The sequence below is a fragment of the Alteromonas sp. LOR genome, from assembly GCF_000753865.1.
Classification (GTDB): domain Bacteria; phylum Pseudomonadota; class Gammaproteobacteria; order Enterobacterales; family Alteromonadaceae; genus Alteromonas.
In genome coordinates this window covers 1-13,969 of the sequence record NZ_JQFW01000042.1, presented here as the reverse complement: position 1 = coordinate 13,969, position 13,969 = coordinate 1, and the positions used below count along the sequence as shown (strand labels likewise).

The window sequence follows — 13,969 nt, the reverse complement described above, 5'->3', positions numbered from 1 at the left end:
TATTTTCAAGTCCAGTTGTTAAGGCTCGAGTTTGTTACGCTGTTGCGTTTGCCACAATGAGGCATATTCGCCGTCTTTAGCGAGCAGGTCATCGTGCGTGCCTTGCTCCACAATGGCTCCCTCGTTAACCACTAATATCTCATCGGCATCAACAATAGTGGATAATCGATGGGCAATAACAAGGCTAGTATGACCTTTAGCGGCATCGCGCAAGGCTGATAGAATAGCCTTTTCAGAGGCACTGTCTAAGGAGCTTGTTGCTTCATCGAAAATCATAATAGACGCACCTTTAAGCAAGGCTCTAGCAATGGCCACACGCTGTTTCTCGCCACCAGAGAGTTTTAAGCCTCTCTCGCCAACGGTTGTCTCGAGTCCGTCTGGCAACTTCTCGATAAAAGCTTCAAGATGGGCAAGTTTAATCACCAGGCTAATTTCGTCATCAGTAGCTTTGGGGTTGCCGTAGCGAATATTCTCTTTTAACGACGTATTAAAAAGCACAGTGTCTTGGGGCACTATGCCAATGTGAGCACGAAGACTATCCTGTGAGAGCTGCTTTATCTCTTTGCCGTCTATGAATATTTGACCTTCATTAGGCTCATAAAAGCGAAACAGTAATTTCATAATAGTCGACTTACCAGCACCACTTGCACCAACCACTGCAATCTTTTTACCGGCAGGCACAGTAAAAGTGATGCCGTTGAGTATCTTGCGTTTTTCGCCGTAGGAAAAGTGCACGTCTTTGAAGCTGACGGTAGGGTTAGTTGTCTTTAATGTCTCAGCATTCTCAGCATCTTTAATTTGAGGAACTTGCGCCAGCAAACTAAACAGCTTGTCAATATTGGCAAGGCTGCCCCGAATCTCTCTGTACACAAAGCCAAGGAAGTTAAGGGGCATAAAAATTTGCATGGTAAACGCGTTAATCAGGACAAAATCACCAATGGTCATTTCCTCGTTTAACACGCCTAGCGCCGCATTGGCCATCATCGCGGTCATGGCAATGGCGATAATACTCGCTTGCCCAGCATTAAGGGTAAAAAGCGATAGTCTATTTCGTCGACGGGCTATTTCCCATGCCGCTAAATCTTCATCGTAGCGATTGGCTTCGAAGCGCTCATTATTAAAATATTTCACGGTTTCAAAGTTCAGTAGACTATCTACCGCCCGCGAATTTGTGGTGGAGTCGGCTTCGTTCATTTGTTTCACAAATTGGGTTCGCCAATCGGTAGCTTTCTTGGAAAAGCCCACGTAAATCACAACACTAATAACGATAATCAGGGCAAAAGAGATACCGAATTGAAACAGAAGAAGGCCCACAACAAGGCTTATTTCCAAAAGCGTTGGTACTATGTTAAACACCATAAAACGCATTAAGAAACTAATGCCGCTTGTACCCCTCTCTATATCTCTAGACAGTCCACCTGTTCTGCGGTTTAAATGAAAACCCAAGTCTAAATTGTGAAGGTGTTTAAATACCTTAAGGCCCACGCGTCGCATCGCGCGTTCAGTGACTCTACCAAATAAGGTATCGCGCACTTCTCCTAGCAAAACATTGAGCAGCCTAAGTACCCCATAGGCCACAATTAAGCTGATGGGAACGGCCACGGCAAGGGTGGTAAGATCGCCATTGAGACTGTCTACGGTGTATTTCAATACGTAAGGCAGGCCTATGCTGGCAAGCTTTGCGGCCACTAAGCAAAGAATGGCCAGTCCCACGCGTTGTTTAAATTCAAAAAGATAGGGGACGAGTTGGGACAGTACTTGCCATTTTACAGGCTCATTATCATTAATAGGTAAGCGATTTTTTCTCATTTTATACTGCAGGAACGTCCAAATTTGCTTCTATGTAAGCCAATAACATCAAAACACATGCTACAAAGGCGATTTAGTGACTTAATAATACGTAGCTTAATAGTACGAAATGAAATGATTCTAAGATTATGTCGGTCTCATTTAACGTAAAGAAAAGCGCTACACTATTTATATACGCTGCCGGTAGTGTAAAGTAACGACAGTGGAGAGTACATAAGAAGCCAATTGGCGAATAAGATATAGCAATACACGTTGGTGTAATTTTTTTCATCGTTGTATCTTGCCAGAATAGGTTGTTGGTAAAGATGCAATAAAAGCAGTAGGAGTTAGTTTGCTAGAAGATAGTTTCGGAAGACAGTTTCATTATTTACGTTTATCGGTAACCGAAGCATGTAACTTCCGTTGTCAGTATTGTTTGCCCGATGGCTATGATGGCCCTTCGAGCGATCAGTTTATGTCACTATCTGAAATTGACACTTTATTGCAAGCTTTCGCTAGCTTGGGCACTTCAAAGGTACGTCTCACTGGCGGAGAGCCCACCTTAAGGCGTGACTTCATTGATATTCTTCAACTCACCGCAAATACGCCAGGCATAGAAAGAGTCGCTATGACAACTCATGGCGCGCGTATGGAAAAATACGCATCTCAGTGGAAACAAGCGGGTCTTGATCAGGTTAACGTAAGCATAGACAGCCTCGACCCTAGGCAGTTTGCTGCTATTACTGGCCAAGACAAACTGCAGTCGGTATTGAGAGGGTTGGATGCCGCGGTCGCTGCAGAATTAGAAGTAAAAGTAAATTCAGTATTACTTAATGATTTTTCAGACAGTCGACTACAGCGATTCTTATCATGGCTTAAAGATATGCCGATTACTCTTCGCTTTATTGAACTAATGGAAACAGGGGAGCTTTCTCAATTTTTCAGCAAACAGCACCAAAGTGGCTCACCCTTAAAAACAACCCTTGAAAATATGGGCTGGCAGCCAATTGTTCCGAGAAAAGACGCGGGCCCTGCACAAGAGTTTTATCACCCCGACTACACAGGCAAAATAGGGCTAATCATGCCTTACAGCAAGGATTTTTGTAAAACGTGTAACAGACTGCGTGTATCTGCTCCAGGTAAGCTTCATCTGTGTTTATTCAGTGAAAATGGTATTGATATGCGCGACCTACTGGCTAAAGGAGATGTGCAGGAGGTAGTGACATTTTTGAAACATGCTTTAGGAACAAAACATGCAACTCATTATTTGCATGAAGGGAAAACCGGTGCCACTAAACACTTAGCTATGTTGGGTGGATAGATTTATTCAGTGAGTTCTTGTTCGAAAGGTGGGGGATAATTGAGATGGATCAACCTAGCGCGGTTAAAAAGAAAACAATCTACATTGTGCATAAAAATTTATTTGGATAATGACAAAAATAAGATATATTCGAAAAAAATAATAAGAGAAAAGGATTTATATGCAAATCAGGGATAGTGCACGTCTTTCCTACCACTACATAACCGAAGCAGATGCTGATTTTCTGTGGGAATTAGACCAAGATGAATTGGTTATGAAGTTTATCAACGGTGGTAAAAAATCTTCTAAAGATGACATTCAAAATATTTTTGTTCCTCGATTTCAAGCGTATTCTAACCCTGCTTTTGGTTGGGGGTTGTGGCGTGTTGAAAGGCAAGATAACAAGGAAAGCATCGGCTGGATTTTAGTAAGGCCTTTCGGTTTCTTCACTAACGCGCCTGAAAGCGACAATATAGAATTAGGCTGGCGTTTCAAACGAAGTAGCTGGGGTAAGGGTTTCGCCACGGAGGCTGCAAATGCCATAAAGGAAAATTTATATGACCTCGGGATCGATAAGTTTTCTGCCATCGCCAATCCAGACAACACTGCGTCTATCAATATTATGAAAAAGCTAGGCATGTCCTATAGCCACGAACTTGAGTACAAAGACAGCGTCTTTCAAGAATTGGTAGTGGTATATACCACCTAGTAAAGATCAATACGCCCTATTGCTGCTCGTTACAACGGCTCGTGTCATTCGCACTGTATATACAAATAGGAAATGCACCTTTGGTCGCATAGAAAGCGGGAGCAAAATAGATTATTGTTTTAGCATTAGAAATTCAGCTCGCGTGCCAAATAAAGAGAGCGTACATTTGCGAAAAATGACGACCCATCAAGCTTTTCTCTTGCGGGCTTTTACAGCAATATTCGTGTTTTTTCTTTGTGTGTCCAAGGGGCACTCATCAGGCTCGGATAAGCTAATCAATGAATACACCGTCGACCAGCTTACAGCCAGCGACGGTTTCGTATCCTCCGAAATTTACTCCATCATTCAAGACCAGCAGGGCTTTTTGTGGTTTGGCACAGCCGAAAATGGCGTTATGCGCTATGACGGCAATAAAGTCAGACTGTTTGAATCAAACAAAAAGGTAACACAAGGCCTATCACACAATGATGCCGGTAACCTTATGCTCGATAAGGATGGCAATATCTGGGTAGGTACCTGGGGAGGAGGAGCAAATAAATACGACCCAGCAACAGGAACTTTTCAACGATTTATCAATGATCCTAACAATGTATCGTCGCTTTCTTCAAATCGCATTCAATCTCTGTTTCATGACAGTACCGGCACTATCTGGCTGGGAACCTACAACAGAGGGCTCAATAAGTACCTTGGTAATAATGCGTTTCAGCGGATTCTTAAAGAAGAGGGAGAGGAAGAGGGAAAGAGCACCGGCTTATCGCATAATCGTATTTGGGACATCATCGATAACGATGAAGAATCCCTTTGGGTAGCAACAAGCTATGGCTTGAATTTACTTAATAAAACCACGCTTACTGCCACACACTATTTCCCTGATGAAAACAATAAAACTGCCACAGGCGCCAACGAAATCCGAAGTTTGCTACTCACACGCTCTGGACAATTTTATGTTGCTACCCAGGAAGGCCCTTTTCTGTTTTCACCCCAAACAGGCCGCTTTACTGCGCAGCTTACAAAAGATGGGAGGTCGTTGGGGCAGGTTAACTCGATGATTGAAGATCATCAGGGCGATGTGTGGTTTGTTTCAACCAATGGTTTGTATAGCCATACGGGTAGCGAAAATACGGTAGAGAAAATGGATTTTGGCTATGACAACGGCCTGAGAATCATTTTTGAAGATAAAACTCACACAAAATGGATAACTAGCGAAGTGCACGGCATTTTTAAGCTGTCGCCCCGTCGAAACGTGAAACTGATCAACAGCGAGTCGTTAGTTGCGCCAAACGGTATTGAGCTTGATGAAAATGGCGATGTGCTCATAGTAAATGCAAACGCCGAAATTTTTAAATGGCAGGTGAACGCGCAGCAGCTCGTGCCGGTGTCAAAGTCAGTCTTCGCTGGCTTTGATGATTATGCACAAAGCGGCGTGCTCGAGCGCCCCATCATCGTTCCTGTAAAAGCTCCTGTTGAAGCCCCTGACGCAGCCCCTATTGAAGGCCTTGTGGGTGGTAATATGCTTTGGGTAGCCCAAGATGACTACTTGGCAAGACTTAACATAATCACTGGCGAGATACAGCGAATTGAATACCCAAAAGACGACAGCGAATTTCGACATTTTCGCGAGTTTAGAGCCCTTGAGGTAGACGATGAGGGAAACCTATGGGTAGGCACTTATAAAAACGGTGTTTATATTTATAACGTTCGAGACAAAACGTTTAAGCACTTAACCCAACAAGATGGTCTTCCTCATCCTGAAATCCACACTATTTTCAAAGAGCGCAATGGCAACATGTGGGTGGGAACAGGCAAAGGCGTTAGTCGATGGCAGAAAAGCGGCAAGCATTTCGACGTATTTAACACCGCCAAGCAAGACGAAACTTTGCTTGGTAGTATTGTGGAAGATATTCATCAAAGCACCAATGGCGATATATGGGTTGCAACCCAAAAGGGATTAAATCGTTACCTGCCTGACACGCAAAGCTTTAAACAGTTTAGTGAGCAAGAAGGGCTGCCCGCAACCCTCATTCGCGCCATGGCAAACGGGGAAGATGGCAAACTTTGGCTTACCACTAATAAGGGCATCTTTTTATACGATCCTTATCAGCAAAGCGCCAGCAACTATACTCGCAGCACAACCCCAACAGGGAAAAATTACTATGCCAACAGTTTAGTTAATTCTGCTCAAGGTACCTTGTTTACCAGCAGCCAACGGGGTATCGAGTATTTTTCTGATGAAGAAGAACAGCAGCAGTTACTCGATGCAGGCATTGTCTTAACCGGGTTTAATATTATGGGTGAGAAGGCGGAAACGAATACACCGCTTTCGTATCTCACTGACGTTTATCTGTCGTACGAAGATTACTTTTTCTCTTTTGAATTTGCTCTGCTTGATTACTCATCACAAACGAAACCTCATTTTGCTTACAAACTTGAAGGCTACGAAGAGCAATGGATAGATATTGGCAGCTACAATAATGTGTCATTCACTAATTTAAATGGGGGCGACTATACGCTTAGAGTAAAGGTCTTAAAGCCAAACGGTCAGTGGAGTGAGGAACAGCTCGCGGTTAATTTACATGTAGAGAAAGTGCCATGGAAAACATGGTGGGCCTATGCTTTTTATTGCTTGCTGTTAGTGGGCTTAGTGTTGTTAGTTATTTATTTACGCACCAGGCTTCACCAAACCGAAATTCTTAAGCAGAAGCGTTTTGTGCAGGCGTTAGAGCAACAGGTTTCTGAGAAAACTGCTTCGCTTGAGGGGCAAGCACACCAACTTAAAGCGGCGTTAAAAGAAGCAGAAGAGGCAACGAAGCTTAAATCTGAATTTCTCGCCAATATGAGCCATGAAATCAGAACGCCAATTAACGGTGTAATAGGCATGCTGGGGCTACTTAAAAACAGTGGCTTAAATACGCAGCAGGCACACCGGGTTAACATTGCGAATTCAAGCGCCAAGTCTTTGTTGGTGCTGATTAACGATATTTTAGACTTTTCTAAGATTGAAGCTGACAAGCTTGAAATCGAATCGGTGGACTTTGATTTACGCGGTTTAATTGAAGAACTTGCTTATTCAATAGCCCACACCGCGCAAGAAAAGGGACTAGAAGTTGTTGTCGATCTGGCCCAAGTAACTACCTCAAAAGTTAATTCAGACCCAAACCGTATAAAACAAATTTTCACTAACTTACTGAGTAATGCGGTTAAGTTTACGCAGCAAGGTGAATTAAGCATTGTGGCAGAACTACTTCCTGCAGAAGAGGAAGGGAAGTTAGTTATGCGCTGTGCAATAAGCGATACGGGTATTGGCATAGAGAAACGCAAGTTAGCAAGTCTTTTTGATGCATTTACCCAGGTTGATGCATCTACCACACGTCGTTATGGTGGTACTGGACTTGGGTTAACGATTACTAAAAAGTTGTGTGAATTATTAGGTGGTGAAATTACGGTAACCAGTGAGCTAGGTGAGGGGAGTTGCTTTGTAGTTACTTGTGAAGTTAATAAAGTAAACGACGCTCAACCTATATCGCCACGTAAAACCAGCACTAATTTTCACTGCCTTGTTGTAGACGATAATAAGGCCAATAGAAAAGCGCTTGAAAGACAATTTACGGTGTGGGGTATCACTACATCAGTGGCCAATTCAGCTAGAAGTGCCCTTGAACAGTGCGAAAATACTGTTAATAGTGTAAAGCCAATTACTACAATATTTATTGATAAAGACATACCTGATATGCCTTTTGATACGTTCTGCACTTCACTGCGAGATGATGAACGTTTTCGTGATATTCACGTTGTAACAATGACCTCGCTAAAAGATATCAGTAGCGCTGAACAAAATCATGCGTTGGGCGTTTTTGCCAGCTTCCCCAAGCCTTTATCGACTAATGACTTTAAGAGCGTGTTAGAAGATAGCTCATTAATTGATAACTCTCATAACCCTAAAGGCGAGGGCACCCAAGACTTAGTGAAAAGCGCGCCTGCTGTTGAAGCAGACGATGGTGAAAAGCGCACTTTTGAAAGCGATACTTTTGACACTGGTACGCTTGAAAATAGGGAAAAACCGTCGCAATTATCCTTGAGTAATACTCGGGTTTTGTTGGTTGAAGACAATACGATAAATCAGATGGTTGCTACAAGCGTGATGGAAAGCGAAGGTTTTCAGGTAGACGTGGCCAGTAATGGAAAAGAGGCCCTTGAGCTTTTACAACAGTGTGGCAACGATAGCGTGTACTCACTTGTTGTCATGGACTGTCAAATGCCGGAAATGGACGGGTTTGAAGCTACCCGACAGATAAGAAGAGGCGTTGGAGGCAAGCAATACCGAGAGGTTCCTATCATTGCAATGACTGCAAATGCGATGAAAAGCGATAGAGATCTGTGCCTACAGGCCGGTATGGATGACTTTCTGACAAAACCTATCGAGCATACAGTTGTCATTTCTACGTTGAGAAAATGGCTTAACAACCCTAACTAAATGCTCGATGGTGTCTTGCTGGCTCTAGACTGTCGAGTCATTATTCTACTTTGCGACTTTGCGACTTTGCGACTTTGCGACTTTGCTACCCAGCTACCTTTTTACGGAGCTACCTTGTTACCGAGTCATCTATCGATTTAAGCTTTGAATTCTGCACACAAGCCTACGTGAAGGGATTAAGCGATACTGCTAATTACTTTCCGTTATTCGTTAAGATGCTTTTAACGGTTTCGTAGCGGGATAATTGCTCTTTAGAAAGCTGCGCAGATTCCAACGTTTCCCGACAAGACTTGATGGCCTGTCGCGTGTCAGCCGGTAATGCCTCACGAGACTTTCTAGCACGTATAATGGCTTGCAAGTAGTTCAAGGCAATAGAAGGGTTTTTAGGCATGACTCTGAATGCTTGAGAAAATGTTGAGTAAGACTGCTCAAGGTTACCTCTTTTATACTCAGCGACAGCAGAGTTATTCAGTGCTTTAGGACTTAACGAAATAGCCTTTTTCTCTTCTTGCTCCTGCGCAATGTAGCGACTCATCAAGTCATCGCTTCCTTCATGTTTTTTCAAACGATGGGAGAGGGCTTCAAATATCTTCAGTGAATCGTCTTTAAGCCCCACTTCATGTAGTGCTTTTGCTCTATCTAAAAGAGCTTCTGTAGAGTGGTGTTGTGCTTGGTCGATATGAAAGTCTGATAAGAGCGATTGCGCTTTGGCCACATCATCCTTTAAATAATGTAACCGTGCATCTAAAACATATAACTCGTCTTTAAGTGAGGCCTTAGGGTGAGCCTGCTTTAACTGCTGCAAATAGCTTGTAGACTGCTTAACAATTCTATTCATATCTTCAGGTGCAGAAGTCATCGCAAAGTCGACACCGGCCCTGGCGGCGTTTAGATAAATGTCTGGTGTGTCATGTATGGAGTCACGGGCATAGCGCACAAGTTGTTTGGCACTAGAAAATTGATTTTCATAATTGTGTGTTATACGGGCTAAATTGACGGCCTGCTGGTGGCGAGACACTTTTCTTGGCGAAATATGGCAAGCGAGATTGGTACACTCTAAGGCATCATCAAAAGCATCGAACTGAATCTTTAATTTCGCGAGTAAATCGTAAGCCGCTAGTTCAGAGTCGGGACGCATTGCCAGCTGTAAAATTTCTCTTTCGGCGTCATCAAATTCTTTAAGTGCTAAAAGGCAGTTGGCAATACCTAACTTTGCCCAGCTAAAATCTTGTACGTTTATAATTGCGTCGTAAAACGCTAATGCATCACTGAATCGTTCGTTGAGAATTAATAAGTCGCCCTTAATCTTCATTGCCAGCGGGAAATGTTCAGCGTGTTCCGGCTGAAGTAGAAACTGCTCTACCTCATAGAGGGCTTTCTCGTGGTCGCCCTTGTCCATACAGCGATACACATTCTTTAATGCTGCTTTCCTGGAGAGAACCCGAGAAAGTCGTCTATCCAACTCATTGACTGAAAAAGGCTTCGCTATGAACTCATCAGGTTGCAGTTCGATAATGGCGTGAACGACTTCTGCGGAGGTATCTGCACTCGTAAAGATAAAAGCATTAGTTAACGATAATGCGTTTTGAGATTGTAGTTGCTCGAGGAGATAATACCCACCTTGATCAGACCGTAGGTTGTATGAGCAAATAATTGCATCGTATTCGCGCTCTTGCAACGACGCAATTGCGGTGGAAGGACGGTCTACATAGTCCATATTACTAAACCCAAGTTGCTCAAGGGCATAGTGTAGATGACTTTTGGCCAACACCTGATCTTCAGCAATAAGTAATTTAGTATCTTTGGCTAAGTTATATTTCATATTCCTGCCGCATAGTTAATTTTTAAAAACACCCATTAAAAAGCGTTTTACAATAAGCGATAAAAGACAGTGGGCAACGACAATGATTTCCCTATAACCCTCACTATAGCTTTTTATCGGCATAGATGCTCGAAAATTGACCTTTGTGTACCTAATGGTTAGCAAAATCTCATATTGTCCCACGCATTTAATTAATAATTTTGCTTCGATACAGCTTGTAGAAGGTATGTGCAAATACAGTGAGAATTTTTGATCGGCAGCAATAAGTGCTAACCACCCTTCAGCGTATTCTCTGCTTCACTTGGTTTTTGAGTGTTTAAGTTAGTTATATTAATGGCTGGGTTTAAAGGCGATTTTGATAGCAAATAGGATGTTATCTGAATATTTTAATGATTATGTGATTACCAAAGTTAGAATCAACGGCAATTGAGAATACTGAAAGGAAGATTTGAATGACCACTTCTCACTCACTTTCGCCTTAATACTTCAAACTCTTGTTCAATAACTTCTTCTCTTTCGTGTATAGGCTTTAGTTGTTCTTCAAAGGCGTCATTTGGTTGCACGGGCGTTAAAAAACCTGCTGCGATATATCTACAGTTGTTTTGTACTTCTTCAGTGCAATAATCAGTATTTAACTCGTCAACTTTCGCCTGATGCTGAGCATTTGAACAACCGTTTAAAAAGTAAACACCAAGGCCTGCAACCAGCGCGGCTCTTACTTTGGTAGGTATACTTTTAAAAAGTAGTTCTTCATCTTGTTTTACAGCCATGCTGATAAGCGCCTTTATTCGTAAACTTTCTATATTAAATGTATCACACCCATTTTGAACTGTAACCCATTGGTGAGGCTTGATCGCTTTGTGATTTTATTTAAAGGTTGGAGAAGTATCGCTGTAAATCGTTTTGACGTTGTTGAACTGTCGAGTTTTATGGGTTTTGACTAAAAAGAGGAAGTGGTGGACGCTGCTGTGGCTCGTAATGAAGTTATTGAACCGTCGAGTCTTATGAAAATTTTGAAATAAAAAGAGGAAGTGGTGGACGCTGCTGTGGTTCGTAATGAAGTTATTGAACCATCGAGTCTTATGAAAATTTTGAAATAAAAAGAGGAAGTGGTGGACGCTGCTGTGGCTCGTAATGAAGTTATTGAACCATCGAGTCTTATGAAAATTTTGAAATAAAAAGAGGAAGTGGTGGACGCTGCTGTGGTTCGTAATGAAGTTATTGAACCATCGAGTCTTATGAAAATTTTGAAATAAAAAGAGGAAGTGGTGGACGCTACTGTGGCTCGCAATGAAGTTATTGAACCATCGAGTTTTATGAAGATTTTTGGAATAAAAGAGGACGTGGTGGACGCTGCTGTGGCTCGCAACGAAGTTGTTGAACCATCGAATCTTATGAAATTTTGAAGTAAAAAGGGGGAGTGGTGGACGCTACTGGGCTTGAACCAGTGACCCTCGCCTTGTAAGGGCGATGCTCTCCCAACTGAGCTAAGCGTCCGGTAAAACTGAATTCGAAAAAAGAATGGTGGACGCTACTGGGCTTGAACCAGTGACCCTCGCCTTGTAAGGGCGATGCTCTCCCAACTGAGCTAAGCGTCCATCTTGTTTGTTTACTTGCCTGGGCAAGTGGGGCGGTATTATAGAGTTGCTCGTGATTGTGTCAACAATAAAATTAAAGAAAATTACCGTATGCGCGAAAATTAAACATTTTGCCGCCTTTTTCTATAAATTGATGAAAAACGCACCGTTTTTTTGCCACGTCTTTTTCCTGAGCCTCCTAACAGCCTCAAATAGAGAGGCAACGCAAACAATTATAAAATGACATTCTCTACTGAGGTGAGTGTCTGTCCATTTTGCTCGCTTTACGGATACGAGTGTCTGTCCGCTTAACTCCTCGAGTGTCTGTCCGGTACACCCATATATATTCCATGATTGTTTTAGCGGCATGTTGAATGTCACCTGAGTATTAAATATTGCAGAGTGAATGAAGCGGCTTTTGTCGTAACACTTACGCTGGTAGAATGAAGGCAATTAAGTTCTAAATTAACTATAGAGAGTATTCATGTCGGTTGTAACACGATTTGCACCTAGCCCAACGGGGTATCTTCATGTTGGGGGCGCACGCACAGCGCTGTATTCTTGGCTTTATGCAAAAAGCAAAGGCGGTGAGTTTGTACTTCGCATAGAAGATACAGATATTGAACGTTCTACTGAAGAAGCTAAACAAGCAATCTTAGACGGCATGCAGTGGCTTGGTTTAACCTGGGACACAGGCCCGGTTTATCAAACAGAGCGTTTTGACCGATACAAAGAGCTTATCCAAAAGTTACTAGACGAAGGTAAAGCGTACAAATGCTTCATGAGTTCAGAAGAACTTGATGCTATTCGCGAAGCACAAAAAGAAAAAGGTGAAAAACCTCGCTACCCTGGAACATGGCGCGACAGAACAGATCACCCTGAAGGGCAGCCGTTCGTTATCCGGTTTAAAAATCCGCTAGATGGGTTTGTTGAGATAAAAGACCATGTGCGCGGCACTATAGAAATCAGTAACGGTGAACTTGACGATCTTGTCATTCAGCGTACTGATGGAACGCCTACTTATAACTTCTGTGTTGTTGTAGATGATTGGGATATGGGTATTACTCACGTTGTACGCGGCGAAGACCATATCAATAATACTCCGCGTCAGATTAATATTCTTCACGCACTAGGCGCACCTATTCCTGAATACGCTCACGTATCTATGATACTTGGCGATGATGGTAAGAAATTGTCAAAGCGCCATGGCGCAGTTAGCGTAATGCAGTATCGCGATGATGGCTTTTTACCACAGGCGGTGTTGAACTACCTTGTTAGGTTGGGCTGGTCACACGGCGACCAAGAAGTATTTACTCTTGATGAAATGATTGAGCACTTTAGCCTAGATGGAATAGGGCAGTCTGCTTCCGCATTTAATACAGAGAAACTCATTTGGTTGAATCAGCACTACATAAAGTCTATGCCAGCAAGTGAAGTTGCAGCTCACGCAAAATGGCATTTTGACCAGTTGAATGTGGATGTAGCCGCGGGTCCTTCTCTTGAATCTGTTATTGCTATACAAGCCGACCGCGTGAAGACGCTCAAAGAGCTGGCGGAGATCTCGACGTACTTTTATCAGGATTATGATGAATTTGACGGCAACGCCGCGAAAAAGCATCTTCGCCCAGTGGCAAGAGGACCATTAGAGCTTGTGAAAGGTAAGCTATTAGCACTTGAAGAGTGGACGCCAGCGAGTATTCAAGCTGCGATAAATGCCACAGCGGAAGAACTTGAAGTAGGTATGGGAAAGGTAGGCATGCCGCTACGTGTAGCATCTACAGGCAGTGGTAATTCACCCTCGCTAGACGTGACGTTAAACCTGCTCTCAAAAGAGAAAGTTGGTGAGAGAATCGACAAAGCGCTTACTTTTATAGCAAACAGAGAAAATTCATAAAAAAACCGTTGACATGGCAGGGGGGGATGCCTAGAATGCGCCCCGCTGTCACGGAACAGTCATATTAAATTGACTACGACACGACGGGGCCATAGCTCAGCTGGGAGAGCGCCTGCATGGCATGCAGGAGGTCGGCGGTTCGATCCCGCCTGGCTCCACCAAGTTACACATCGTGCCTAGCACGATAAAGATAATATCGTGTAACTTAACAGGCTAACTGACTGCTCGGATTGAGTGTAATCAGTTGCGACAATATTTCATTACATTGTTGTTTATTTAGTAAATTTACGGTGTAACTGATTCAAACGGCTACGTTTGAAACGATTTATTGTCCCCTTCGTCTAGAGGCCTAGGACACCGCCCTTTCACGGCGGTAACAGGGGTTCGAATCCCCTAGGGGACGCCATA

General features: G+C 43.1%; 8 protein-coding genes and 4 tRNA genes. 7 read left to right on the top strand and 5 right to left on the bottom strand.

Annotated elements, in window-relative coordinates:
* Positions 1–18 precede the first annotated feature (18 nt).
* Complete coding sequence (locus JV36_RS0112965; RefSeq protein WP_032096080.1) at positions 19–1,809, bottom strand: ABCB family ABC transporter ATP-binding protein/permease; 1,791 nt, start codon at positions 1,807–1,809, stop codon at positions 19–21.
* Positions 1,810–2,140: 331 nt separating this feature from the next.
* On the opposite strand from JV36_RS0112965, the gene moaA reads away from it, so the two are divergent.
* The 3 genes from moaA (at position 2,141) to JV36_RS0112950 (ending at position 8,268) form a co-directional block, all read left to right on the top strand.
* On the top strand, positions 2,141–3,109 hold the full coding sequence (gene moaA, locus JV36_RS0112960) for a GTP 3',8-cyclase MoaA (RefSeq protein ID WP_032096081.1): 969 nt from the start codon (positions 2,141–2,143) through the stop codon (positions 3,107–3,109).
* A 160-nt stretch (positions 3,110–3,269) separates the two neighbouring features.
* Positions 3,270–3,797: a GNAT family N-acetyltransferase gene (locus JV36_RS0112955; protein WP_032096082.1), complete on the top strand. Its 528-nt coding sequence runs from the start codon at positions 3,270–3,272 to the stop codon at positions 3,795–3,797.
* A gap of 223 nt (positions 3,798–4,020) precedes the next feature.
* A complete protein-coding gene (locus tag JV36_RS0112950; RefSeq protein WP_235207842.1) occupies positions 4,021–8,268 on the top strand; it encodes a hybrid sensor histidine kinase/response regulator in 4,248 nt (1,415 codons plus the stop codon).
* Positions 8,269–8,461: 193 nt separating this feature from the next.
* Here the strand turns inward: JV36_RS0112950 and JV36_RS0112945 are convergent, their stop codons facing one another.
* A complete protein-coding gene (locus tag JV36_RS0112945; protein WP_032096083.1) occupies positions 8,462–10,090 on the bottom strand; it encodes a response regulator in 1,629 nt (542 codons plus the stop codon).
* Between the two features lie 467 nt (positions 10,091–10,557).
* Positions 10,558–10,860 (bottom strand): hypothetical protein, encoded by a 303-nt coding sequence (locus tag JV36_RS0112940; protein WP_032096084.1) that lies wholly within the window; start codon positions 10,858–10,860, stop codon positions 10,558–10,560.
* Between the two features lie 498 nt (positions 10,861–11,358).
* Here JV36_RS0112940 and JV36_RS19715 point away from each other — a divergent pair, with 498 nt between their 5' ends.
* A complete protein-coding gene (locus JV36_RS19715) occupies positions 11,359–11,496 on the top strand; it encodes a hypothetical protein (RefSeq protein WP_160173358.1) in 138 nt (45 codons plus the stop codon).
* A gap of 15 nt (positions 11,497–11,511) precedes the next feature.
* Here JV36_RS19715 and JV36_RS0112935 read toward each other — a convergent pair.
* Together JV36_RS0112935 and JV36_RS0112930 are read right to left on the bottom strand one after the other, a co-directional pair.
* A tRNA-Val gene (locus JV36_RS0112935) sits at positions 11,512–11,587 on the bottom strand.
* A 25-nt stretch (positions 11,588–11,612) separates the two neighbouring features.
* A tRNA-Val gene (locus JV36_RS0112930) sits at positions 11,613–11,688 on the bottom strand.
* Positions 11,689–12,151: 463 nt separating this feature from the next.
* On the opposite strand from JV36_RS0112930, the gene gltX reads away from it, so the two are divergent.
* The 3 genes from gltX (at position 12,152) to JV36_RS0112910 (ending at position 13,967) form a co-directional block, all read left to right on the top strand.
* On the top strand, positions 12,152–13,561 hold the full coding sequence (gltX, locus tag JV36_RS0112920; protein WP_032096086.1) for a glutamate--tRNA ligase: 1,410 nt from the start codon (positions 12,152–12,154) through the stop codon (positions 13,559–13,561).
* An 85-nt stretch (positions 13,562–13,646) separates the two neighbouring features.
* Positions 13,647–13,722: transfer RNA gene (locus JV36_RS0112915), tRNA-Ala, on the top strand.
* Between the two features lie 169 nt (positions 13,723–13,891).
* Positions 13,892–13,967 (top strand) — tRNA-Glu (locus JV36_RS0112910).
* Positions 13,968–13,969 lie beyond the last annotated feature (2 nt).